Source organism: Blastopirellula sp. J2-11, assembly GCF_024584705.1.
Taxonomy (GTDB): Bacteria; Planctomycetota; Planctomycetia; order Pirellulales; family Pirellulaceae; genus Blastopirellula.
In genome coordinates, this window is the sequence record NZ_CP097384.1 from 1,986,026 (window position 1) to 2,011,455 (window position 25,430).

Sequence of the window (25,430 nt, forward strand, 5' to 3'; positions counted from 1 at the left end):
GAGGAAGGGCGCGTCTTCTCCGAGACGCGCCCTTTTTTTGCGCCGTGGGAGAGAAGCGTCGTCGCTACAGTCGTTGCTAGCATTATTTTCCTGAAATTCGGCTTCAGCAGACTTTGTCCGACGTCCGATGATGAACAACACACTCAACGCGTGAGGACGGAATGCAAGACGCGTTTCGTTTCCATTGGGTCATGGGGATCGACGGACCGACCAACCATGGCCTTTTTTTATGCGCCGCAGGCGATCTTTGCCTGATCTGGCCCTTCTAAGCTACCTCCCAGATATGGGGTAAAAATATCCCCTCTGTAGATTGATTGGCCCCCTCTCTGGTTGTAAACTGCGGGGCAACTGTGGAGGAAATTGTTCGGCACGGAGGCTTCCATCTCATTTGAGTAGGAGATTTTCGATGCTTCGTACCCGATTCATTTCTGCTTTGGTGATCTTTGGTTTAGGCGTCGCCGGTGTCACGGCCTTCTCAGCGCGTGCTGCTGACGAGCCGCCGGTTGCGGCTCAGCCGAAAATGGAGACCAAGGCCCGTAGTGAGCCCCGTGGCCGACTTCCCAATTTCTATGGTCAGGTAGTCAGTGAGAAGCAGAAGGAGGAGATCTACTCGATCCAGAGCGAGTATGAGGCCAGGCTTGATGAACTTGTGCGCCAAATCGTGGTGATCAAGGCCGAAAGAGACGCCAAAATCGATCAGACTTTGACTCCCCAGCAGCGCAAAGAGATCGCTGATCTGCGGGCCGAGTCAGAAAAGCGACGCGCGGAACGTCGCGCTTCGGCCGCAAAAGCTGCGGATGCGAAATAATCGACGGGGGCCATCGCGAACCGGAAGGTAGATCAGCACGAGTCGCGTAAGCGACTTGTAGGGGCAGCGCGTGCTCGAGCTTTCGGGCACGCGCTGATTTCGCATCTCTTTGGCGACTCTCCGCCAGAATTCCGTTGACTTCGACCTAGGCTAGGCCAGTTCCTGTCGCAAAACGTCGGGCTCGACTTGCACTGGGCCATCAAACGGCGTGGGAAAGACAGCGACGGTGTACTTTTGCTTGGCAAGTTTGTCAAGAAATCGATCTAAAAAGCTTGAAAGCTTGATCATCTTGGGTGAATAGTGCTTCCATTTGTCAGTCGCGCAGAGCCCTGCATGCGACTGATCAGGAAACACGATAAATCCCTTCCGCCGCTGCTCATCGGTCGATTCGGCCCAACCGTCGGCATATAAGCCCCACAGTTCTTTGTGCTCGCGAACCATGCGGATGAAGTATTGCAGACGCTCGTCGCCGTTCAGGTCAACGGCGCTAAATCGTTTTGAGGAGAACATGCGATTTGACTTCTGCTCTGAAATATGAGGAGATGATGTAAACCGCATGCTTCGATGCGGGCTGCCAAGCTGTCCACCGACTCATCGCTGCTTCGAGCCAGGTCGAAGGGCTCTCGCGAATCGCGGCGTGGCAAATGGGAAAAATGACGAGGAGTTGCGGTATATCGTCACCGGTCTGTTGGACCGGCTTAGTTGCCCGTTAATCGAACCTCAGCGGACGAGTAGTAGCCACTAACGAGAGTTAGCAAGCGAATGTCCAATGTTTTCGCATGCTTCCTCGATAAAATTCGAGACCATGGCCCCCATTGAAGGGTGTCCGAACTTAGGAAATCGAATAAACTCTTAAGGATTGTAACTGCCTTGGTGCGTGTCCAGGGAGTATGCAAGTCCATCACCCTCTGCCCCGATCTTTCACAATATGTGCCTACTGGCAATCCAATATCGCTCGGTTGCCGAAGCGCCCATTTTGGTCGCCGCCAATCGAGAAGAATTTTACGATCGTCCCAGCTCCGCTCCTTCGATTCAATCAGGGAAGCCTCGTGCTTTATGCGGAATTGATCAGCAAGCCGGCGGAACTTGGCTGGGCGTCAATCAACACGGGCTATTTGTCGGTGCGTGCAATCGCCGCAAGATGAATCGCCCCATCGCTCCTCGATCACGTGGCCTGCTCTGTCGTGAACTGCTTCGCGCCAGTTCAGCCCAAGCGGCCGTCGATTTGGCGATGGAAGCACTTAATAACGACGAGTATGACGGAGTCAACTTTGTGGTCGCCGATAGCCGTACCGGCTATGCGATTCATGGGGGAGATGACATCAACGCTCAACCGTTGGAAGAAGGTTTAAACCTGATCGGCGGCGGTGATCTCAATGATTCCCGCGACGAACGCGTCAAGCTGGCTCACCGACTGTTGACGTTGCAAACGCTCGATTCGGCCGTGAAGTTTCTCGCGGTAGCGAGCAAAGTTTTTGCTCGACCGTCCGCTGCTCCTGGTCGTCCCGGCATGGTCATGGAAGGTCGCGAATGGGGAACGGTCAGCTCTACGCTAATCGCTCTCGGCAAAAAGCCGCGTGATGCGATCTATCAATTCGCCGCTGGCGCACCGACGAAAGTTCCGTACGAAGATTTCTCGCCGTTGTTGCGCGACATCCTCAGCCGCGGACTTCGCGAAGCCCGCACCAAGACGCAAACCAGCTAACGCATTTGCGTCACTTACTTGATCCCACTAAGAGCCTCGCACGCAGCGAGGCTCTTTTTTTGCGCGCTTAGCGAGGGAGGTTGAATCTGGGCGTCATCAAAGCGGGGCGATGCTGACGGAACCTTGGCAGCGATCGTCGAACCGTTGAAAGTTAACCCGGCAAAATAATTTGCAAGCGAAAGAGGCGCTACAAGGATTTGAGGGAATTGTGATTGAAAACTAAATTTAATTGAGTTATTTTCTAGCACGACAGGGGTATGTGCCCTCTTTTTCCCCCAATAAGTGCGAGCGTCCCATGAAACCGAAACAGGCCGGCTTCACTCTTGTTGAGTTACTAGTCGTTATTGCGATCATCGGCGTATTGATTGCGCTTCTTTTACCTGCGGTCCAACAGGCGCGCGAAGCGGCGCGACGGTTGACCTGTAGGAGTCAGCTGAAGAATTTTGGTTTGGCGCTGCATAACTATCATGACGTCCACGGCACATTGCCGCCGGGGCTGACCGCTTCGGCCAATGGCGGTTGGTCTTGGGGCGCAATGCTCCTTCCGTTTATTGAACAGAGCAACATTCACGACGCGATCGACTTCAAACTATCGCCGAGCAATGGGAGCAATGCGACGGCGATTCTTAGCACGATCCCGATCGCCAATTGCCCCAGCGATCAAGCGCCGAAAACGAACGATGAACTCTCGCTACCCAATCAAGCGACAACCAGTTATTGCGCCTCAGGCGGGGCGAATATGTACACTCCTAACAAGTGCAGCGGAGTCGAAGAAGGGGTCTTCTATCACAACAGCAAACGAGCCTTTCGCGATTTCACCGATGGTTCGTCCAATTCGATTGTGGTCGGCGAAGTCGTGTGGCGCGTCACGCCGTATATGTCGGGCAACGCGGCTCGCAACTTACAGCATTACTACGGTGGACAAGTGACCGTGCCGTGGTATCACAACGGCGATCCTTGCGGCGTCGGTTCTGACGATAACACCTATCGTCGAACGTTTGCGATCATTCGCAACGCCGGCTATCCCATGAACGTCTATCACGCGGCGGCCGATACGTACTATGACAACGCTCACCATGCGTTCGGCAGTCACCATCCCGGTGGTGCGCACTTTTTATTCGGCGACGCATCCGTTCACTTTTTGAGCGAGCATATCGACTCGAAGACCGACCGCACCTGGTGGCCGAATGTCACCGACGGTCAGGATGATCCTTCTCGGTTTACCGGGGTTTATCAAGCGCTGAACGTGATCAACGATGGCAACGTCGTGGCGATCCCCTAACGTACCAGACGCATGCCGTTCGAGATCCTCGACGGAAAATGCAAACTTGACTTTGCCCGCGTCCCAGGTTTCCTTCATTTTTCCGTTTGGAGATCGTCTCCAGGGGTAGTTTCGTCATGACGCGCTACGACTTGTTGCTGATATTTTTGTTTCTGCTGACGACAATCGGTTGCAGCCCTGATGGTCCTCCGATTGCTGAGGTCGCAGGGCAAGTTCTGCTGGATGGAAAACCGCTTCCGGAAGCGGAAGTCACATTTCAGCCGGTTTCCGGTCGCCCCTCTGTCGGAACCACCGATCTCGATGGTCATTTCGAGGTTCACTATTCGGCGACACGAAAGGGAGCGCTGGTTGGTGATCACAGCGTTCGCATTTCAACCTATCAAGCGCCGCACCCCATCGGTCCCAATGGGGAAATGTCATCGTTGAAAAAAGAAGTCGTTCCGCATCGCTACAATCGTGATACCGAACTGACTCAGACGGTCGAATCGTGGGGCAACAATTTCGTATTTGAGTTACGGTCTAAGTAACGGCGATCGCCGTTTTCATGCGCGCTTCTGTTTCGATTCGTCACGACGGCATCGCCTGGGAACGCCCACAGGCGAAGTTGAATCCTGTGGCGCAAGAAAACAGACACTCATCAGGTGGCGTATCGGACCCCTAAAAAGCGTTTGCAAACCGAGGTAAAATTTATATAATTATTCAAAACGTTATTCGATTGTTTGCTTGGCGGTCGCCGACGTTCTTCTCATTCGCGTCTTCTTTCTTATCTTTTGTCGAAAGTCTGGTTCTATGAGATCGAAATCCGGATTTACGTTGGTCGAACTGCTGGTGGTCATCGCGATCATCGGCGTCCTGATCGCCTTGTTGTTGCCGGCGGTACAGCAAGCTCGTGAAGCGGCGCGTCGCATGAGTTGCACCAACAATATGAAGCAGATCGGACTCTCGCTACATAACGTGCATGATGTCCATGGTCGCTTCCCACCGGGAAGTCTCTCCCTAGATGGAACGCGTTGGGGGAACAAAGAATGGCCCAATTTTCTGCACTTCTGTCTGCCGTATCTCGAGCAGACGGCTTACCACGATCGATTGAACGATTATCAGAACGCAATGGCGTGGAACGTCAGCTCCTCGCATGCGCAGTGGGGACCGTTGCATGATCTGCCGATCGACGGATTGACCTGTCCCAGCGCCATCGGCGGTTCGACGAAGGAAGTCAAAGGTGGGCTCCGCTTGGCCGCGACCAACTACCTGGGAATTTTTTCTGGCCTGAATGACGGCCAGTCTGCCGCCGACACAGATGCGCAGCAGCGTGGACTGTTCGCCATGACGACCGAGAAAAAAGCCCGCCGCATGGCCGACGTGACGGATGGACTGAGCAATACGATTGTGGTCGCGGAATATATCACCGGTACGCAAACTGACGTTCGGGGTTGTTTTATCACTGCTCGAGCCGGTTGCCAGTTTCTGCAAGCGAAAAATACGCCCAACTCATCGGCGCCGGATGAACTCTATAGCTATGCGTCTCCCAAGTTTTGTCCCGACAACGATCCCTTTTGCACGGCGGTCGCCAACAACGATACGAATCACGCTTCATCGCGCAGTCGACATCCTTCTGGCGTCAACGTATTGAACGGCGACGGCAGCGTGCACTTTGTCTCTGAGAGCGTCGCGCTGACCATTTGGCAGTCGTCCGCTTGGATTAGCGATGGCGAGGTCGTTCCTGGTTCGCTTTAAATGGCTGTCCAACTTCCTTGTTCCAGGTCGACTCTTGTCAAAGGCGATTCACTGATGGCGAATTTTCCCCACCACTATTGGCGCATAGTTTTGTTGCTTGTTCTGACAGGTTGCGGTCGCGGTTACAACGGACCGGAGCGAGCCAGCATATCAGGCCGCATTTCCCTGGACGGTCAAGCGATCGAAACCGGCACGATTGAGTTTCTACCGACCGCCGAAACCGCTGGTCCCACTGCCGGCGCAAAGATCAGCGGCGGCCTTTACGAAATCGCCGAGAAGCAGGGACCGGTGTTGGGCAGGTATCAGGTGCGGATTCATGCTCATGGTAAGACGGGACGAAAGATCTCGCCCGGTTCGCTGGAAGCGGCAGGAACGATGATCGACGAAATCGGCGAAATAATCCCCAGCAAGTTCAACGAAAAGACGACGCTTGAGCGGGATGTAGTTGCCGGAAAGAACCAGATCGATTTTGAGCTAAATTCGAATTAAGGGGCCGTGCTAACGAGATCGACAGCGCGGCGAATTGCGCTGAAAGTGCGTGCTAATCGTGGCAATTTGCGCGGCGTGCGATTATATTGCGCTGCAGACCCCCGAAAGCACGCTCTGTGCTGCGTAATCCGTACGACGCTCCGAATCTGAGATCTCCGCATGAACCCCACCCGCATCAGCCGGCGCAACGCGCTCGGAATTCTTGGTCTCACCGCCGCTGGCGTCTCCACCGCGTTCGCCGCGCAGCCCAAACCAAAACGTATTCTGCTTCGCTCGTCATGGCAGACGATCAACATCGGCGACATCGCCCATACGCCTGGCGTGTTGCGATTGTTGGCGGAATACTTGCCAGAGACCGAGGTGACGCTGTGGCCCAGCAAGGTCGACAACGGCGTTGACAAACTGCTGTTAGCCAACTTCCCTAACCTGCAGATCGCGCAAGGTAAGCAGGCGCTGAACGCGGCGTTCGAGGATTGCGATTTTCTCTTGCACGGTTCGGGCGCATCACTCGTCGCCGAACGGGACGTATTACGCTGGTCGAAAGCAACGCAAAAGCCGTACGGCATTTATGGAATTACCTTCCCACCGAAGAAATCGTGGAAGACCGAACCGACGAGCGACCAGGAATTGGCCGAATCCGTCCGCGTGTTGAATGGGGCGCAGTTCGTTTACTTCCGCGACTCCCGCTCGTTGGCGTTCGCCAAAGAGAAAGGTTGTAAAGCGCCGATCATGCAGTTCGGTCCTGACGGCGCGTTCGCGTGCGACCTGCGCGACGACGACAAAGCCGCCGCGTTTATGAAGAAACAGGGGCTCGAAACCGGCAAGTTCCTTTGCTGCATTCCACGACTCCGCTACACGCCATCCTGGATCTACAAAAAGACCGCCGTGGATCCTGCCAAGCACGCGCGCAATGAGGAAATGAAAGAGCACGATCACGCTCCGCTGCGTGACGCGATCGTCGAAGTCATCAAAACCACTGACATGAAGATCCTGATCTGTCCCGAAGATCAGACGCAGATGCAAATCGGCAAAGAGATGCTGCTCGACAAGTTGCCGGCCGATGTTCTTTCGCGCGTCGTCTGGCGCCCCAATTATTGGCTCACCGGCGAAGCGGTCAGCACCTACATCCGCAGCGCGGGTCTGTTCGGCAACGAGATGCACTCTCCGATCATGTGCATCGGCCACGGCGTGCCGGCCGTCGTTTGTCGCTGGAAAGAACAGACGACCAAAGGCTACATGTGGGAAGACATCGGGCTCGGCGATTGGTTGTTCGACATGGACGACCCAGCCAGCGTGGCGAAGATCGTGCCGACGGTGGTCAAGATCGCCAAAGATCCGGCGAAGGCTCAGCAAACAGCGGTCGCCGCTCAGAAGCGTGTCGAGAAGCTACAGGCCGAATCGATGGCCGTTTTGAAACGTGAGCTGGCTCAGGCATAACGCGAACACGAGCCCGCTGCGCGAGCGAGGGAATGTGGTCGGCCATTCGAATCATTAGCGCATTACCAAGCGAATTCCCTTGGCTCGCGCCGCGGGCTAATGTCTAAGCTGGATCGGCCGTTCGTTTACAGAATGGGCAACGATCGCCATTCGGAAATTCTTCGGCGTCATCTTCTTCGTCGCTGCGCAGCGCTGACGTTTCGCGATGGCCGCAGTCGGGGCACTTGTGCTCCCAACTGTGGATTTCCAGCTCGTCGTTTTGAAAGTGGTTGTAAGTGCAAGTCATCGTGTCTGACTTGCACTTGGGGCAACCGCCGATCGTTTGACGATCGCGTGACATAATAAGTTGCTGCTTTCTTAGAAGCCGCGGGCTGCACAAATATCGTCGAAGTCACGCAGGTGATAATCGACGCCGGCGAAGTCGAGCGTTCGACAAAGGCCGCGAAGTGCGACGCCCATGCCGTCTGGCCCGCTGAAGCCGCCGAACTGTCCGCCACCTTTGACGTGCGGTTCAAGATCGAGGAAGACGCCGGGGATGCCGCGCTTCTGCAACTTCTTCTCGAGCTTCGGAATCATCGCGCCAAAATCGCGCAAGATCCGCTCGTGAGCGCTGTCGCCCAGATCGGACGGCACGAAGTTCTTCAGTGCGTCTTCGTCAATGTGCCCCTTCTCGGTGATCGGCTTGGTCACCTTGTAGTCTTTGATGTGCATCCAGCCGAGGCCCGGCTTCATCTTGACGTACTGCTGATAAACTTCGTCCGGCGTATAGCCTTGGCAGACCAAGTTGCCGGCGTCAAAGATCAGCATCATCGCCGGGTGATTCACCTTCTTGTGAATCTCGGCCAGGATGTCGCCGGTTTGACCGATCAGGTTCGCTTCGACCTCGAGGCCAAACGTCAGATCGCTGCGGTGACACATTTCGGCGATTTGGCCGAGCTGATCGACCGCTTGCGGGATGTGATCGTACGGATCCGATCCGATCGGGTGATAGAACGAAAAGCCGCGGATCAGTTTCGTCTCGAACGCATGCGCCAGATCGCACGCCTTTTGCACGTCGGTAGCCAGATACTTATCGAACTTGACGAACTTGTTCTTGGAGCCGTCGTCGGAGTCGACCAGTTTCACCTTGCCGATCGGCGAACCGATCGAAGCGACGTTCAGGCCGTATTCCCCTTCCATCTTGCGGACCTTGGAGATCTCGGACTTGTTCAGCTGCATCACGTTTTTGATGCCGTTGCCGACGTCAATAAAACGGAGACTGTAATACTCGAGTCCAAGAGCCGCGAACGCACTGAATTGTTGTACTGCGAGTTTGTCATTCGCCGCTTCATCCGCAAAGCCGGAGAGGAGGACTTGGGGAAGCTCGTTCATGAATCGCCCTAGCGAAAATGGTTTCAGGAACACTGAGAAAGACGTGTATTGTGCGGGGGAAGCGGCGGAGTCGCAACCACCCTAGCCCAGCGCAAAGAGACGCAAAAAAGTGGTCGCTTCGTGCGAAAAAAGGAGTTATTCTGTTAGTCATCGCCTTCGTTGGAGGTGAACTCTCACCGCTCCCCTCTTTTTCCCGCCACCCCTGCCCTGTTCGGATTGCGAGAATACGTGATGCGCGTTTTGTCTCTGCTCTTGGTCTTGTTGGTTTCCGCTTCGGCTTCGGCCAAGTCATTTGTCTACGTCTCAAACGGGGGCGATAAAACGATCTCGCTTTTCTCGATGGACGAAGCAAAAGGAGATCTGACGCTGGTCAAAACGGTGCAGTTGGAAGCGGCGCCGGGGCCGATGGCGCTGTCGCCCGATCAGAAGTTTGCCTATGTTGCAACTTCTCGGCCAAACAACTTGTTGAGCTTTGCTGTCAACGCCGAGACAGGCGATCTGACGCAAATCGAAGCGGTTCCGCTCGATGCGACTTCCTGCTTTGTCTACTGCGATCCGACCGGCAAATGGTTGCTCAACACGTACTATAGTGCCGGCAAAGTGACGGTCCATCCGGTCGACGGCGGCCAGATCGGCGATCTGGCGCAGACGATTCCAACCGCGAAGAACGCTCATTGCATCCGCACCGACGCGACCAATCGCTTTGCCCTGGTTCCTCACACCGGCCCCAACAAAATCTTCCAGTTCCGTTTTGATCCGGCCAACGGCAAGTTGACCGCCAACGATCCGTCGTCGGTCGCTGCGCCGGAGACGACCGAACCGCGACACGTTCAATATCACCCGACGCTGCCGCTGGTCTTCTCTTCGGATGAGGTCGGCGACAGCATCACGGCGTACGACTACGATCCGGCGAAAGGAACGTTGGCGCCGCGGCAGACCGTTTCGACTTTGCCGGAAGATTATGACGGTACGAAAAATACCTGCGCTGATCTCGAACTGACCGCCGATGGCAAGTTTGCGTTGGTCTCGAACCGCGGGCATGATTCGATCGCGCGGTTCGCGATCGGCGACGATGGCCAGGTGACGGCGCTGGGCCAAACGCCCACCGAAAAGATCCCCCGCTCGTTCAACTTGGCTCCTAACCAGAAGTTTCTCTATTCGGCTGGCCAAAAAAGTGACCAACTGGCCGCTTATCGTTTTGAGAAGACAACCGGCGACCTGGCCCCGTTTGCGACCTACAAAACGGGCAAAGCCCCCAGTTGGGTGCAGGTAGTTACCTTCGCTGACTAATTCAGGGGGCATGTGATTCTTTCCGTTTGGCGAAATGAGCTTAGGGGGTATTGCGCCACTTTGCGCCTCTGTGCGCACTTGGGGAATCTTGTTGCCGAAACACCGCTGATTGCGTACCTTATAGAGTAGGAAAACGTGCATTCCGGCCGTTGGCCGCTCCCCGCCTACCTACCAAACTCCCGCCTCTAGGAAATGTCGCCCATGCGCCGTACTTGGCTATGGATGCCGCTTGCGATTTCGCTGCTTTTGTCGGCTGCTGCGCATGCAGAAGAATCGCCCGCCGCGGAAGCGAAGTTTACGCCGGAGCAAATTCAGTTCTTCGAAGCGAAGGTCGCTCCTCTGCTGTCCAAGCATTGCAGCGAGTGTCATTCGGCCGAGTCGCGCAAGCTGGAAGGAGGTCTGATCCTCGACAATCGCGCCAGCATCTTGGCCGGCGGCGATAGTGGAGCCGCGATCGAGCCCGGCAACGTCGAAGACAGCCTGTTTATCCAAGCGGTCCGTTACGGCGAATTCTCTTATCAAATGCCTCCCAAGGGCAAGCTGACCGATGAGGAGATTGCGATCTTCGAGAAGTGGGTCGCCGATGGGATGGCTGATCCTCGCGGCGGCGAAGCGATTACCTACGTCGAAAAAGATCCCCGCGACTTCTGGTCGTTCAAAGATCCGCAACGTCACGATCCACCGCAAGTCAAACAAGCCGACTGGCCGCAGGGCCGCGTCGATCATTTCATTTTGGCCAAGCAGGAAGAAAAAGGGCTCTCCCCTTCTCCGCCCGCCGCCAAGACTACGCTGGTTCGCCGGCTCTACTTCGACTTGACCGGCCTGCCGCCCACCAAAGAACAGATTGACGCTTTCGTCGCCGACAACTCTCCTGATGCGATCGAGAAGCTGGTCGATCAGCTGTTGGCGTCGCCTCATTTCGGCGAACGTTGGGCGCGGCACTGGCTGGATGTCGCGCGCTACGCCGATACCAAAGGTTACGTCTTTCAGGAAGATCGCGCTTATCCCGGCGCCTACAAATATCGTGACTGGGTCGTGACGTCGTTGAACGAAGACCTGCCGTTTGACAAGTTCGTCGCCCAGCAATTGGCGGCCGATCGTCTGCCGGAAGGAGAGCGTCATCTCGAGGCGCTCGGCTACTTGACGCTGGGACGTCGCTTTTTGAACAACAAGCATGATATTCTCGACGATCGCATCGACGTCGTCGCTCGCGGCTTTTTGGGGCTGACCGTCGCTTGCGCGCGTTGCCATGATCACAAGTTCGACCCGATCAGTCAGGCCGACTACTACAGCATGTACGGCGTCCTCGGCAGTACGAAAGAAGAAACGCCTGAAGGAATGCCGCCGGTTCTGCACGACGAAAAACCGCACGATGTGCGGATCTTCAAGCGCGGTCAAGCCGGCAATCGCGGCGATGTCGCCAAGCGTCAGTTCCTTTCGATCCTGACTGACAAAGATAAACCGCTGCCGTTGACCGATGGCAGCGGACGTTTGCAACTTGCCCAAGCGATCACGGCCCGTGATAACCCGCTGACGGCGCGAGTGTTTGTCAATCGCGTTTGGGGGCATCTGTTTGGCGAAGGTCTGGTCACCACGCCGAGCGACTTTGGCGCCCAAGGCGAGAAGCCGAGCCATCCGCAATTGCTGGACGACATGGCGGTCGAGTTCATGGACGACGGCTGGTCGGTCAAACGCCTGATCCGCCGTCTGCTGCTGACCGCGACCTACCAGCAAGCGAGCGCGGATCGCGCCGATTGTCGCGCCATCGATCCCACCAACATTTACCTGTGGCGGATGAATCGCCGCCGCTTGGATTTTGAAGCGTCCCGCGACAGCCTGTTGGTTGCGACCGGTTCGCTGGATGAAACGCTCGGCGGCCCGGCGGTTGACATCACGGCCGATCCTTCGCCGCCGCGACGCACCATCTACGGCCAGGTCGACCGGCAAAACTTGCCCGGCATGTTCCGTACGTTCGACTTCGCCGGCCCTGATTCGCATTGTCCAATTCGTCCCGAGACGACCGTGCCGCAGCAGGCGCTCTTCATGCTTAACAGCTCGTTCATCATGAATCAGGCCAGCAAGTTGGCCCGCGATTCGGCCTCGCAAGCCGATCCCCAGCAGCGCGTTCAACAACTCTATCAACGAGCGCTTGGCCGTGATCCGAGCGAAGCCGAGCTCCAGCTGGCGATCCAGTTTGTCAGCAGCGCCCCGAGCGAACCGGCGCCGGCGACCCCTTGGCTGTACGGCTATGGCAGTCGCGACAGCGAGAGCGGCAAAGTCGATCAGTTCACGCCGTATGCGTCGGTTTCGGCCGATGGCAAAACCTGGCAAGCCGCTCCGGAACTGCCGAACAAAGTTGCAGGCTGGTCCAGCTTGAACGCCGGCGGCGGTCATCCCGGTAGTTTAAAGTTCGCCGCGATTCGGCGCTTTGTCGCTCCGACCGGCGGCGTGATCACGATTGAAGGCAAGTTGCGTCATAAGTCGGAAAACGGCGACGGCGTTTTTGTCTCGATCATCGGTCCCGGCGGACCTGTCGGAAATTGGAAAGCCAAACACGGCGGCGCCCAGACCAACGTCAAACAGGTCGAAGTCAAAGCAGGCGACGCGATCGACTTTGTCACCGAGTCAGGCGAAACGATCAGCAACGACAGCTTCGAGTGGACCGTCAATCTGCTGATGCGCGGCGACACGATTCAAGCGTGGAACAGCGCCTCGGACTTCAACACGCAGCGACCGGTCGACGCTTGGACGCAACTCGCCCAAGTGCTGCTGGTCTCCAACGAATTTCATTTTGTCGACTAACGATGCGTGCGATCAATCGCCGCCAGAGGATGTGATGGATAACTGGATCAACTCGCCCGATCGCAATATTCTGAACCGTCGCGACATGCTCTCGATGACCGGCATGGGGCTCGGTTCGCTGGCGCTCGGCTCGATGTTCGGCAATCCTGCGTCGGCGGCGCCCGCCAATCCGCTCCTCCCCAAGGCGCCTCACTTTGCTCCGAAAGCGAAGCACGTCATTCATATCTTCTTGAACGGCGGCCCGTCGCATGTCGATACGTTCGACCCCAAGCCGAAGCTGGATGAATACGCCGGCAAAGAGATCCCGGTCAAAATGCGAACCGAACGTCCGACCGGCGTCGCGTTGCCGTCCCCTTACAAGTTTAAAAAGTATGGGCAAAGCGGCATCGAGGTCAGCGACATCTTTCCGCATGTCGCCGAAAACGTGGACGACATGTGCTTCATTCGCTCGATGCACGCCAACGTCCCCAATCACGAACCGTCGCTGCTGCTGATGAACTGCGGCGAAGCCCGACTGCCGCGGCCCAGTCTCGGCTCGTGGCTCGTCTATGGCCTGGGGACCGAAAATCAAAATCTGCCGTCGTTCATCTCGATGTGCCCCGGCGGCTATCCGATTCAAGAGTCGCAAAACTGGCAGTCGGGCTTCCTGCCGGGCGTCTTCCAGGGAACCTACGTCGACACCAAAAACACGGACCTTGAAAAGCTGATCGCTAACGTCCGCAATCAGCGCGTCGATCATGACGCCCAGGTGCGTCAGCTGGAACTGCTGCGTCAACTCAACGCGCAGCATCAAGCGCAACGCGGCGCCGATCCGCAGTTGGAATCGCGGATTCAATCATTCGAGCTCGCTTTCCGTATGCAAAGCGAAGCGGCCGAAGCGTTCGACGTTTCTCGCGAACCGAAACATATCCTCGACATGTACGGCGAAGGAACCCAGGCTCGCCAGATCTTGATCGCGCGTCGGCTGGTCGAACGAGGCGTTCGCTTCGTGCAAGTCTGGCACGGCCAAGGCCAGCCGTGGGACAGTCATGACGATATCGAAGTCAATCATCGCCGCCTGGCCAAGCAGTGCGATCAGGCGATCGGCGCCCTGTTGAAAGATCTGAAACAGAGCGGCCTGCTCGAAGACACGCTGGTCATCTGCGGCGGCGAGTTCGGCCGTACGCCGACCGTTGAGATGCCCAAAGAAGGCTCGAACCAAGGCAAAATCAACGGGCGCGATCACAATCATTATGGCTTCACCGTCTGGATGGCCGGAGGCGGCGTCAAAGGGGGTCACATCCACGGAGCGACCGACGACTTCGGTTTCGCCGCCGTCGAGAACAAGGTCCACGTCCACGACCTGCACGCGACCATCATGCAACTGATGGGCTTCGACCACGAAAAACTGACCTACCGCTACGCCGGCCGCGACTTCCGCCTGACCGACGTGCATGGGCACGTGGTCAGTGACATCATCGCGTAGGGGAGAAATGTCTAATGGGAAGATCTGGAATAGCGGCACGTTACGGGGCAATCCTCCGTCCTTAGACATTCCCGCCAACGGCGGGCCGGTTGACTGCCAGCTCTTCGGCATTAAAATCATGAAACCTTCGTTAACCTGCCTTTTGGCGAACTTCCTCGATTCGCCGGTGTCTGGATGACGATGGAACGGGAGTGGAAATCACGTCGCTCCCCCAGCGAGCTAACCTCTAGGCTCGCTGGAAGTTGGAAAAAGGGGTCAGGTCCTCTTTTTCGCTGCGAAAAAGAGGACCTGACCCCTTTTTCCAGCCAACACACCCAATAAAAAAGTACGCCCCCTTCGTCTAGTGGCCCAGGACGTCGGATTCTCAGTCCGAAAACAGGGGTTCGACTCCCCTAGGGGGTACTTTCCAGCCGCAGCAATGCGGCTTTTTTTATGCGCTGACGGCCCCCTGCTCTTTTGGGTTGGATCATAGGACCGGACCGGACTCCGCGCTTTTTTCGAGTTGGAACCTTGGACTGGATCGGACTCCGCGTTTTTTCGGGTTGGAACGTTGGACAGGATCGGACTCCGTGCTTTTTCGGATTGGAACCTTGGACTGGATCGGACTCCGTGCTTTTTCGGGTCGGAACCTTGGACCGGATCGGACTCCGCGCTTTTTCGGATTGGAACCTTGGACTGGATCGGACTCCGTGCTTTTTCGAGTTGGAACCTTGGACCGAACGGACTCCGCGCTTTTTCGGGTTGGAACGTTGGACCGGACCGGACTCCGTGCTTTTTCGGGTCGAAACGTTGGACAGGACTGGCTGCATCTGCATACGCGGCGTCCAGCGGTCCGGTTGATCGGCGGTGGAAATTTTCAGGGCGCAGCACAGCGGCCTCGAATCGGCCTTCTCGGCCGGCGAGTGATTGTGGTTGGTTCGGGATTTCCTGGGTAGTGGACCCTGGATTCGTGCGCATTGTCAATCGACAATTTTGGCTTGGCGGCCCCCCTACTTTTGCTTCGCCAGGATCGCCTGCAAGTCGTGCTTATAGATGCACAAGCAGTCTTCTATCTGTTGCGGAGTGAGACGGCGAAACGTCCTGGGAAGATCCCCAGGCTCGATCCATTTCCGCGAACCTTCCAGACCTAACGCGACGGCTCCAACCCGCACTCCGGCATGGAGATAGACGAACTCCGGCGAAAGTCTGAGAAAGGCGCCCAAGCGATGCGCCGTGTCATAGACCATTAGTTCGCCGATCCCCGAAATGCTCAAGATCGCCTCTTCGACCAGCAGGAACAGTTCGTGAAAAGTTTCGCATGCGGCGAGATTTCGTCTTCGCAATCGAGCATGAACCTTCTGCAGATTGACCCGCTTCAAACGATACTGATGCGGATGCCGCCGGCCCTGGGGCGTTTCCGCAAACGACGCCCGCCGGAGAGCTTTGTCCCAAGAGGGAAGTTGCTCATAAAATCGAATCTCTTTATCCGCCCCTGACTGATAATGCTTCAAGTAGTGACGGACGATCGCGGCGTAAGTGTCCAGGTTGGTGTCTTTCAGACGCTGTTGGCAATCGCCTGATTTGGGGTGACGCGGTCCGCAGGACTTGGGTGAGGTTTTCTTGCGGTTTGACATGGCTGCAGTTCGGTTAATCGAGGATGTCCGTCGCCGTTTCGGGTGTCATTGCCACGGAAGCGATGCGCATTACCAGTCGACAATCTCTGGCGGCGGTGCTACAGGTCAGTCTTCACGAACGCAGGTCTTGACGTACTTGATCCACGCCTGAATTCTACGCGGCATTACATCCCGATGGGAGAAGATGAATTTACGGATCACGTCGGCGGGAATGATTTCGGTCATGTCGTTGGCGCTTCCTTGGATCTCTCCGGACGCCGAAAAGAGAAACGCTTTGTCGGAATCGTTTCGATAGTTGTCGTGATTCAAGAGCGACGTTTTCTCCGCTTTTACCTGAACGCCGAAATGATCTGTTCCTTCACGCGATACCAATATAAATTCGATGTGCTTCGTATCGCGTTTGCAGGTGCTGGGGTAAATCAACAGGCGTTTCTCCAACTGCAAATAAATGCCGACCACATCTTCAAAATCGTCTGGGTCCAGCAGATCGAAAATATCGGTCGTTGTGTCGGGATCCAATGGGTAAATGTTTTCCCCTTTTTTCTGGTTGAAGAAAAAGCGGGAATATCGGTTGACGTTTCGACTTTTGACCTGTTGTGCGGTTCGTCCCCGGCGAAAATTATTGAGCACCCGACCGGGAACTTCGTCGATGCTTCCTGCCGTAATCCAGTCGCAGTCCCGCACGTTTCTGGTGTCAGCGTCTCGGAAGTCCTGATCGTTTTCGGATCGCCAATCACTGGTCACACGGCCAAGGTAGTAAGTTGCATTACTGGTTCTTGTCCAAACGAGGTCATCAACATTCATCCGTTTGAGAAGGATATTGGTGGCTGTTGTCCAGGAGATGTTGCCATACTTTACTTTGCTTCTACGCAAGTAATCTGGTGCCGAGGTAGGTGGCGGATCGATGCCCCAGCCAATTCCCACAATCCCCCTGGCGATACAGAACTGAGCGGTGGTTGGTTGAGCCTTGAGATTGACGCACCAGATGTTTTGGCTCATCGTGTTGTTCCCGTAGGAGTTTCCTGCAAAGCCATGTACTCATTTTCACGATGACGTGGCAATATTACGCGATCTCTAAATTGCATTGAACTCAGCAGGGAAAACCTGAAGGTGAGATTCGATTAGACATGCAACCCAAAAAATATTGTTGAGATGACTCGCCGGACTCCATGTTTGCGACAAGTGCGGGCGATTTCACTTTTGAAGGAACTCGAAAGCTGGAGGTCTGTTTATCGATGTGTAATGGATTTCAGTCTGTTTGAGCCAAAAAATAGCCCAGCTAGAACACGAGGACCAAACGTGTCGTTCGGCCGTGCGATAATTATCATTCTTACCAAATCACACTTCATTGACTTCAGAAGTAAGGGAAGTGGCCATATGAGTCGAATTGCAAAGTTGTTGCTCGTCTTTACGTCACTGTCACCCGCAACGGGCGCTCTCGCGATAATTGAATTTCAGGCAGGGCGACCAGTCACAGCCTTAGTTCTAATTGGCTCTGCCCTTTTGCTCATCGCAATCTGCTATTTAATCAAGATTTACCCTGAGAAATATGGCGAACGACGATTACTAGACGTTGCTGCTGTTAAGAGTACAGACAAAGAGGCGCTGGCATTTATTATTGCATACCTGGTTCCAATCCTAACAGGAAAGATCCCAAATGTTTCAGAGCCACAGTATTGGGCGATTACCGCGTATGTATTTGCGGTGATTGGGCTTACCGTGTACCATAGCAATGCGTTTCATTTTAATCCAGTTCTCGCCGCTTTCGGGTATCACTTTTACGAGGTTACGGCGGATAACGGAATGACTTATTTGCTCATAGCGCGACATGTCGTTCGAGTGCAGACCCCTGAGGTTTGGGTGACCAAGTTATCCGACTATGTGTACCTGGAAGTGAAGTCGGATGAGCATTCATCAGGCAACATAAAAGATGAGTAGTGCTAATTTTTATGCTCTGCTTCGCGACGGCCACGGAATCATCGCACAGAAGATCCCGGTGTCGAATTCAGTCCAAAAAGAACTTAGTGAAGTTTTTAAGCGGCAATCAGACGCTTTTCATACATTTTCACATAAAGTTGACATGGAGGATGGCAAAACAGAACGTGTTGAGTCTGAATCCGAAGTGATCGATTTTTTTCCGATCTATACGATTAGTGACAATTCTCAGATCTTCGAGATCGATTATCAGCTTGATGGACCGATCGCGGCGCTTACGAAGTCATTGGATGGTGTTCCAAATTTGGCGATAAATGACAATACGATTCCTTCAATCCGGGCAATTCTCGCGATTTGGGTTTCTCGCAGTTCAACTAAAATTTGTTTTCAGAGCTTTGATCGCCGCCGGATTCTGTCGCCAAAAAAGATGACTTTTTTAGAGGCTGCGGGTACTTTTTCCCGTTTAGATAAGCCGGGGTTTACTCTAGGCGAAAAGGCGGATGCTGTATTTGAAGATGGGAAGCTCCATTTTCGATCATTTCCAGTTGTTGCACGATTTTTAAATTTGATTGAATTATTTGACGAAGCGTCTGATGAAAAGATTGAGGAAGTATTGAGACATCAACTTCTTTATGTAGGCGATGCAGACTCAGTTAAGAGCAAGGCTGATCTTTTGATGCGAAAACAATTTGCAGCCGTCTCAAGTTTGGGCATCCTCGATAAAGCTAAACCCAGAAAGATTCGCGATTCTGCAGTTGAATTTGGCATCAACGTGAAGTTAAAGCAGCGCGATGGAAAAATGACGGTAGAGTTCCCTGAAACGAAGAAGGAACAGAAGGAATTCCTCCGATTTTTGACCGAAGGATTTTACCTTGGTCCAATTACCGGCACAAAGTATCAAAGCAATTCACATCGACCATGGAAGGGAAAAAAGTGATTTGAGTGGGAGGTTCAATTCCAGTTTTGACTGCCAGGACGCCGTTACCATTCCTTCGTGGTAATGAATGCAGATGGCGTCAGGTGGTGTACCTATCTTGATGATGTGACGACATGATTTCTATCGAGTTGGGCTACACTCGAATCTAGCTCTCAAAAGCACATTCATTGCCACGCAAGACCGTGGCAATGGCACCTCCGCTTCTTCTTTGCACCCGTGTAGAATAGATTTCTCCCCTGCCCTGTTTCTTCCTCCCGCCGCCGTTCTGCAAGCAAAGAGCCCGCCATGAGAAGCTTCTTCGTATTCCGTGTTGCTTCGTTGGTGTTGTTCATCAGCGGATTAGCGGCGTCAGTTGCTTGGGCGACGGATCCGCCAGCCAAGGTAACTTTGAGCGGGGACTGGGAAGTGCAGGTCGATGTCGCCGGCAACGGGGACGATCCGGGGGTGTCGGCGTTGGTCGCGGTGGATCTGCCGGGGCTGTTTACGGTGACGGCTGAGCAGCATGATAGTTTGCCGGTTTATGATCCGGCGGGGCCGCAGTATTATCGCGGCGCTCGGCTGACGGCGTTGATTTCTGAATCGCTGACGGCGCCTGACGTGCTCGACCCGAGCAGCGTGGTGGTTCGTAGCGGGCCGACCGATACGGCGGAAACTTATGTGCGTGGTCGCGATTATGAATTCGAAAATCGTTGGGGCGGGATTGGTCGCTTGGCCGGCGGGAGGATCGCCGCGGGGACGCCTGTGTTTATCAGCTATCAGCATTCGCTTTCGCGGATCGATTCGATCGTGTTGAACGGTGCTGGCGAGTTGGAGTATCGGGCCGGCCAACCGAAGGCCGAAGCGCCGGCGTCGCCTCAGATTGTCGCCGGAGAACGACGCTTGGCGAACGTGTGGATACCGGGCCCGCTAGAGCGGCTGACGAAGAAGAATCTGTTTCCCCTTTTGGAGACCGCTTATCCCGAGCCGGCGGCGACTTCTCCTTCGCTGGCCGAGCAGAAAATTCCTCGCGCGATGGCCAAGTTGCGCTCAGGCGAGCCGCTGCGAATTTTGGCTTGGGGTGACAGCGTGACCGAAGGCGCCTACCTGGCCCACCCAGAGCGGGAACACTGGCAACAGCAATTTGTCGCGCGGCTGCGGCAGCGCTTTCCCCAAGCGAAGATCGAACTAGTGACCGAAGCTTGGGGCGGTCGAACGACCGGTTCCTACTTGGCGGTTCCGCCGGGTGAGCCGCACAATTATCAGGAAACAGTGCTGGACGCGAAGCCCGACCTGGTGATTAGCGAGTTTGTGAATGACGCCGGTTTGAGCCCGGCGGCGGTGGAAGATCGCTATGGCAAGTTGCTGGCCGACTTTCAAGCGATCGGCGCCGAATGGATCATTCTCACGCCGCACTATGTGCGACCTGACTGGATGGGATTGGATCGGCAGAATGAGATTGATGACGACCCGCGCCCGTATGTGCAGGGGCTGCGAGAATTCGCCGCCCAGCATCCGGTGGCGCTGGCCGACGCGTCGCTGCGGTATGGTCGACTGTGGCGACAAGGGATTCCGTACAACAGTCTGATGGTGAACTGCATCAATCATCCGGGGCCTGCCGGGCTGGCGATTTTTGCCGACGCGCTGATGGAGCTGTTTCCAGAGAAGTAAGCTTGAGATGGGATGGCCCGGCCAGTTCTGAACGAACTGCCCGGGCCACCCGGTGTTGTTTCCGCAATTAGATGTTCACCGGGATTGGCCCTGATTATCGATCGTAGTCGAGAAAATTGAGATGATGATATTGGTAAAACAAGCATGGATTGCGGTTGTCGTCAGTCTGGGCCTGCTCGGCGGTCAGGCCTTCGCCGACGAGTTTCCCATACCCGAGAACACCGAAAAATCGACTTCTACGCCGGTCGACCCTGCTGCGGTGGTGAAGTCAGCGAAGTTGCCGCCGGGGTTTCAGTTGTCGTTGATCGCGGCCGAGCCGGATGTGCGGAATCCGATTGCGATGACAATGGACGAGCGCGGACGGTTGTGGGTTGCGGAGAACTATAGTTGGGCCGGCGGCGGCGCTGGCGGTTTTAACAGCGACATCCGCGATCGGATCTTGATTTTTGAAGACACCAACGGCGATGGGACGCTCGACAAACGGTCGGTGTTTTGGGATCAAGCCTCTAAGCTGACCAGTATTGAAATTGGGGATGGCGGCGTTTGGGCGATCTGCCTGCCGCACTTGTTGTTTATTCCGGATCGTGATCGAGATGACGCGCCGGATGGCCCGCCGGTGGTGGTGTTGGATGGATTCGACAGTAGCAGCGGCGTGTCGCATACGCCGGCCAACGGACTGAAGTGGGGGCCCGATGGTTGGCTGTATGGTCGTCATGGGATTTTGGCGACCAGCCGCGTCGGCAAGCCTGGCGCGAGTGACTCGCAGCGATTTGCAATTAACACCGGCGTGTGGCGCTATCATCCGATTCGCGATGTGGCCGAGCCGGTGATGCACGGGATGACCAACTCGTGGGGATTTGACTTTGACGAGCATGGCGAGATGTTTGTCATCAACACCGTGATCGGGCATCTCTGGCACGTGATCCCGGGCGCACATACCGAGCGAATGTTCGGGCTCGACATCAACCCGCACTCTTATCAGTTGCTGAAGCAGGTCGCCGATCACGTCCATTGGGACGAAGGAGAAAATTGGGCCGATGTCCGCAAAGGCATTACTGACAACACGAGCGCGGCCGGCGGTGGTCATGCGCATATCGGGCTGATGATCTACCAAGGAGACAACTGGCCCGCCGAGTATCGCAATCGGCTTTATACGCTGAACCTGCACGGGCTGCGGATCAATACCGACTATCTGAAACGGAGCGGCGCCGGGTACACGGCGACGCATGGGCCCGATATCTGCTTTATGGAGGATCCCTGGTTCCGCGGCATGGAACTAATCACCGGTCCTGATGGCGGCGTCTACATCGCTGACTGGAGCGACACCGGCGAATGTCATGACCACGACGGGGTTCATCGCAGCAGCGGGCGGATCTACAAGCTGACGTATGGTGAACCAAAGCGGATCGCTCCGTTTGATCTGCAGAAGCAAGCGACCGACCAGCTGATCGCATTGCTCGCGCATCGCAACACCTGGTGGGCGCGTCAGGCGCGACGGCTGTTGACCGAGCGCGCCGCGACATCGAAGAATGAGGAAGAACTAGCGACGCTGCATGCGGCGCTTCAGAAAAGCTTGCGCGAGACCAGCGATCCGATCGTGCGGATTCGGTTGCTGGAGACGATCGCGACGACCGCCGGAGCGGATGAAGCGTGGTGGATTAAGCAATTGGCGGCGGAAGACGAATACCAGCGCAGCGCCGCTTTGAAATTTTTGGTGGATCTGACCACGCAAGCGGGCGCGACTCCCTCGGCCGTGGTTTTGCAAACGTTGCAGCAACTTGCGGCCAGCGATCCTTCTGGATTGGTGCAATTGCATCTAGCGTCGTCGCTGCAGCGACTGCCGGTGGATCTGCGGTGGGAGATCACCCAACAACTGGCGCAGCGAGACGAATATGCGACCGACGCCGTCTTGCCGCTGATGATCTGGTATGGAATTGAACCGGCGATAACGCGTGATTCGACGAAGGCGCTGGCGCTGGTCGAAAAATCGCAAATGCCGCTGCTGACCGAGTTGGTCGCACGGCGGATGACCTTGGAGATCGAACGTGAGCCTGGCGCCGTTGATCAAATGTTGGCGCTCGTAGCGGAGGGAAAATGCCGCTATCCCGAAAGCGTGATCCGCGGCATGGCCGCGGCGCTCAACGGTTGGCAGAAAGCGGCGGCGCCGAAGCCTTGGTCAGACGTAGCGAAGAAGTATGGTCAGGCGCAGGACGTGGAGATCCGCAATCATGTGCAAAGCCTGAGCGTGGTCTTTGGCGATGGTCGTGCGCTGGACGAAATCCGTGTGATCGTGACCAACAACCAACTGCCGGCCGAGGCGCGACGTTCTGCGTTGCGTTCGTTGCTGGTCAGTCGTCCGGCCGATTATGTGCCGACCTTGGTGCAACTGCTGGATGATCCGGCGCTGATGATCGAAGCGCTGCGCGGATTGGCACAGTATGACGATCCGTCGATTCCGGCGAAGATTTTGGCGCGGGCTTCTAAGTATGACGCCGCCGCGCGAGCCGAGATGATTCAGACGCTCGCGGCTCGGCCGAGTTCGGCGCGAACGCTGTTAGACGCCGTCCAGGCGAAGCGGATCGCAGCCAGCGAGATCTCTGCGTTTCAGGCGCGGCAGATCGCGTCGCTGGAGAATGAAGAGCTAACCCGTGACCTGATCCAACTGTGGGGAGATGTGCGCGTCAGCGCCGCCGAGAAACGCGCGCTGATCGACAGCTTCAAGGAGAAACTGTCGCCTGAGGTTTTATCGCAAGCCGATCTGTCAGCGGGGCGCGTGCTGTTTCAGAAGACTTGCGCCAGTTGCCATGTGTTGTATGGCCAGGGGCGACTGCTGGGGCCTGACCTGACCGGTTCGAATCGGAAGAATATCGATTATCTGTTGGAAAATGTGATCGATCCCAGCGCCAGCGTCGGCGCCGATTTTCGGACGGTCGTCATCGCGATGGACGATGGCCGCGTGCTGAACGGCGTGATCGGCGAGTTGAACGAACGGACGCTGACTCTGAAGTCAGCGCAAGAGTCGATCACATTGGACCGGCAAGAGATTGAAGCGATGAAGACGAGCCAGGTATCGCTGATGCCGGAAGGTCAACTGCAAAAGCTGAGCGACGAGGAAACGCGGAACCTGATCGCTTATCTGATGTCAAGCGTCCAGGCGCCGCTGCCGCCAGAGTAATAGAGCACGGCGAAGCCGCGCATGAAGCGCGGAAAGTCAGGGTCGGCATCAAGCGGGAAATGGTCTCACGGGGCTCTGTCCTGCGAGCACAAAGCTGGATCAATTACGTCTTCTAACGCAATTCGATTAAAAGCTGATCTTGCCGCGTAAACCGACCAGCAGCGCCGTATCAATATCGGTTACTTCAGGGCGAAGGATTTGCATATCGGTCGTCAGATGGAACCAAGGAGTAACTTCGTAGTTATAGAACATCTCGACTCCGTGGCCGTCGCCGATCGGACCTAGCACGGCTTGCAAGAAGGGGCCGATCTGATCGCTCGTCTCTAGGTAGTAGTAACCGACGCCAAAGGTGTCTTGCCGGCGCGAGCAGATCGGACTATCGCCGCCGATGCCGACGCTGAAAAAAGAAGCGAGCGGATTCGCCTGATCGTCGGCGACGCTGGCCCGAGCGAACATGCCCCAGCCTTTGGTCGGTTCGTCGTCGTAGTGGACCAAGTACTGGTCCATATTCCAGTAGAACGCCCAAGTGCCTGAGGTTTGTTCAATAGGAACGTCCGGCAAGACGACGCGCGGATCTTGTCCCAGCGACGTGTACTGGCGACTGCTCCACGAGCCGCCGAATAGTTGATGTCCTTGATAGCCCCCAATTTCATAAGGCAAACGAATTTCGCTGTTGATCGTGACCCCTTCGGCGAACAATTCCTCAAATCCGCTCGTGCTCGACGTATTGGTTGGATTGAGGATGGTGAAGGAAAAGATCGGCGCCGAGTCTCGTAACAGGATGAAGCCGGTTCCCAGCGTCGAGTAGGGGACGGAACGCAATAACAACGGGTTGACGACAAATCCCAGATTCGAGAATTGATCTTTGCCCCGTTTGGAGGCGAACGCATTGGTGTCGCCGTCCAGCGCGTCCAGTTTGCCGGCGAACACGGCGACTTCTTCCGACAGAAATTGCGTGAACAAGACGTCTGTGAGATAGACGTTATTGCTGCCAGGCGAAGGCAAGTCGGTCACGATCGTCGCCGGCAACGCCGATCCGTCGAATGCAGAAATCGACTCGCCATAACGATGCTCGGCACGAAGCTTGACAAACATGCCTTCTTGAATGCCGGCTTTGCCGAGATCCCAGTTCAAGACATAGTCGCCGTGCCCGGCAAAGGTAAACCGTTGCTCTTTGCCGCCGCTGGCGACGCCAAAAAAGAACTCGGTCTGATCGATGTCCCACAGCATGCCATGTTCGAGCATGCAACTGCGTGTGCCGAGCCAATCCCCCAATAACGCCTGACGTTCACAAATGCAGCCGGCATAGTTGGGCGCCGTCGGCGCGGCCGCTGCGGCCGAGCAGTCAGCGCAGTCGCACTGAGCGGCTGCCGGACTGCCGCTGCCGAGCATCATGAGCGCAGTCGTCACCAGAGGGGCGACAAATCGTCGAACGGGAAACTGCATGATCCAGCCTACTTTGGTCAACGCGATCGAGGTTCTCTCCCCCCTTTCATCGTCGCTGCTGGCGCGCGGATGAAAGGTTCTCCCCGTCGGTGGCAGACTTTACGTAACCGTTCCCTTGATTTTGCCAGGGAAGTTTCGCAGGACGGCCTACAACCATGCCAGGCCGACTATTTTCGCGGTGACAATGGCTCTCTGGACGCAGCGGCCTGCGAGCGGTTTGCCAAAAGACGTAGATAGTGGCCTCATGGTGGGTTTATTCCCTTTGTAGATCGGCACAGCTCAGGTACAATAAGT

20 protein-coding genes and 1 tRNA gene are annotated in these 25,430 nt (G+C 55.9%); 15 read left to right on the forward strand and 6 right to left on the reverse strand.

All coding sequences use genetic code 11. The features are described 5' to 3' along the window. The first annotated feature begins 406 nt into the window (after window positions 1-406). On the forward strand, window positions 407-808 hold the full coding sequence (locus M4951_RS08200; RefSeq protein ID WP_262025998.1) for a hypothetical protein: 402 nt from the start codon (window positions 407-409) through the stop codon (window positions 806-808). Between the two features lie 150 nt (window positions 809-958). Here M4951_RS08200 and M4951_RS08205 read toward each other — a convergent pair whose 3' ends face one another. Beyond that, window positions 959-1,318, reverse strand: coding sequence for a DUF2750 domain-containing protein (locus tag M4951_RS08205; protein WP_262025999.1), 360 nt, complete (start codon window positions 1,316-1,318; stop codon window positions 959-961). 418 nt (window positions 1,319-1,736) lie between these two features. Here M4951_RS08205 and M4951_RS08210 point away from each other — a divergent pair, with 418 nt between their 5' ends. From M4951_RS08210 to M4951_RS08240, 6 genes are all read left to right on the forward strand, one after another. Next, window positions 1,737-2,513, forward strand: coding sequence for an NRDE family protein (locus M4951_RS08210; protein ID WP_262026000.1), 777 nt, complete (start codon window positions 1,737-1,739; stop codon window positions 2,511-2,513). A gap of 295 nt (window positions 2,514-2,808) precedes the next feature. Beyond that, window positions 2,809-3,795, forward strand: coding sequence for a DUF1559 domain-containing protein (locus M4951_RS08220; RefSeq protein WP_315985763.1), 987 nt, complete (start codon window positions 2,809-2,811; stop codon window positions 3,793-3,795). A 116-nt stretch (window positions 3,796-3,911) separates the two neighbouring features. Next, window positions 3,912-4,322, forward strand: a complete 411-nt coding sequence (locus M4951_RS08225) for a DUF4198 domain-containing protein (RefSeq protein WP_262026001.1) — start codon at window positions 3,912-3,914, stop codon at window positions 4,320-4,322. A 262-nt stretch (window positions 4,323-4,584) separates the two neighbouring features. After that, entirely contained in the window at window positions 4,585-5,529 is a 945-nt protein-coding gene (locus tag M4951_RS08230; protein WP_262026002.1) for a DUF1559 domain-containing protein, read from the forward strand. Between the two features lie 54 nt (window positions 5,530-5,583). Beyond that, window positions 5,584-6,018, forward strand: coding sequence for a hypothetical protein (locus tag M4951_RS08235; RefSeq protein ID WP_262026003.1), 435 nt, complete (start codon window positions 5,584-5,586; stop codon window positions 6,016-6,018). 159 nt (window positions 6,019-6,177) lie between these two features. Then, complete coding sequence (locus M4951_RS08240; protein WP_262026004.1) at window positions 6,178-7,455, forward strand: polysaccharide pyruvyl transferase family protein; 1,278 nt, start codon at window positions 6,178-6,180, stop codon at window positions 7,453-7,455. A 103-nt stretch (window positions 7,456-7,558) separates the two neighbouring features. Here the strand turns inward: M4951_RS08240 and M4951_RS08245 are convergent, their stop codons facing one another. Both M4951_RS08245 and M4951_RS08250 read right to left on the reverse strand, forming a co-directional pair. After that, entirely contained in the window at window positions 7,559-7,795 is a 237-nt protein-coding gene (locus M4951_RS08245) for a hypothetical protein (protein ID WP_262026005.1), read from the reverse strand. A 17-nt stretch (window positions 7,796-7,812) separates the two neighbouring features. Next, window positions 7,813-8,826, reverse strand: a complete 1,014-nt coding sequence (locus tag M4951_RS08250; RefSeq protein WP_262026006.1) for a sugar phosphate isomerase/epimerase family protein — start codon at window positions 8,824-8,826, stop codon at window positions 7,813-7,815. A gap of 231 nt (window positions 8,827-9,057) precedes the next feature. On the opposite strand from M4951_RS08250, the gene M4951_RS08255 reads away from it, so the two are divergent. From M4951_RS08255 to M4951_RS08270, 4 genes are all read left to right on the forward strand, one after another. Beyond that, window positions 9,058-10,116, forward strand: coding sequence for a lactonase family protein (locus M4951_RS08255; protein ID WP_262026007.1), 1,059 nt, complete (start codon window positions 9,058-9,060; stop codon window positions 10,114-10,116). A gap of 201 nt (window positions 10,117-10,317) precedes the next feature. Next, complete coding sequence (locus M4951_RS08260; protein ID WP_262026008.1) at window positions 10,318-12,918, forward strand: DUF1553 domain-containing protein; 2,601 nt, start codon at window positions 10,318-10,320, stop codon at window positions 12,916-12,918. A 34-nt stretch (window positions 12,919-12,952) separates the two neighbouring features. Further along, window positions 12,953-14,383: a DUF1501 domain-containing protein gene (locus M4951_RS08265; protein ID WP_262026908.1), complete on the forward strand. Its 1,431-nt coding sequence runs from the start codon at window positions 12,953-12,955 to the stop codon at window positions 14,381-14,383. Window positions 14,384-14,712: 329 nt separating this feature from the next. Beyond that, window positions 14,713-14,785: transfer RNA gene (locus M4951_RS08270), tRNA-Glu, on the forward strand. Window positions 14,786-15,372: 587 nt separating this feature from the next. Here M4951_RS08270 and M4951_RS08275 read toward each other — a convergent pair. Both M4951_RS08275 and M4951_RS08280 read right to left on the reverse strand, forming a co-directional pair. After that, window positions 15,373-15,996, reverse strand: coding sequence for a hypothetical protein (locus tag M4951_RS08275; protein WP_262026009.1), 624 nt, complete (start codon window positions 15,994-15,996; stop codon window positions 15,373-15,375). Window positions 15,997-16,101: 105 nt separating this feature from the next. After that, window positions 16,102-16,995, reverse strand: a complete 894-nt coding sequence (locus tag M4951_RS08280; protein ID WP_262026010.1) for a hypothetical protein — start codon at window positions 16,993-16,995, stop codon at window positions 16,102-16,104. Window positions 16,996-17,373: 378 nt separating this feature from the next. On the opposite strand from M4951_RS08280, the gene M4951_RS08285 reads away from it, so the two are divergent. The 4 genes from M4951_RS08285 to M4951_RS08300 all read left to right on the forward strand — a co-directional run bounded on the left by M4951_RS08285 (window position 17,374) and on the right by M4951_RS08300 (window position 23,690). After that, window positions 17,374-17,934: a hypothetical protein gene (locus M4951_RS08285; RefSeq protein WP_262026011.1), complete on the forward strand. Its 561-nt coding sequence runs from the start codon at window positions 17,374-17,376 to the stop codon at window positions 17,932-17,934. Beyond that, entirely contained in the window at window positions 17,927-18,868 is a 942-nt protein-coding gene (locus M4951_RS08290; protein ID WP_262026012.1) for a hypothetical protein, read from the forward strand. The genes M4951_RS08285 and M4951_RS08290 overlap by 8 nt, the downstream gene beginning before the upstream one ends. A 285-nt stretch (window positions 18,869-19,153) precedes the next feature. After that, window positions 19,154-20,515 carry an SGNH/GDSL hydrolase family protein gene (locus tag M4951_RS08295; RefSeq protein ID WP_262026013.1) on the forward strand — a complete coding sequence of 454 codons (1,362 nt, stop codon included), beginning with the start codon at window positions 19,154-19,156 and terminating at the stop codon, window positions 20,513-20,515. 121 nt (window positions 20,516-20,636) lie between these two features. After that, window positions 20,637-23,690 carry a PVC-type heme-binding CxxCH protein gene (locus tag M4951_RS08300; RefSeq protein ID WP_262026014.1) on the forward strand — a complete coding sequence of 1,018 codons (3,054 nt, stop codon included), beginning with the start codon at window positions 20,637-20,639 and terminating at the stop codon, window positions 23,688-23,690. 126 nt (window positions 23,691-23,816) lie between these two features. On the opposite strand, the gene M4951_RS08305 is transcribed toward M4951_RS08300, so the two are convergent. Continuing rightward, on the reverse strand, window positions 23,817-25,136 hold the full coding sequence (locus tag M4951_RS08305; protein WP_262026015.1) for a carbohydrate porin: 1,320 nt from the start codon (window positions 25,134-25,136) through the stop codon (window positions 23,817-23,819). Window positions 25,137-25,430 lie beyond the last annotated feature (294 nt).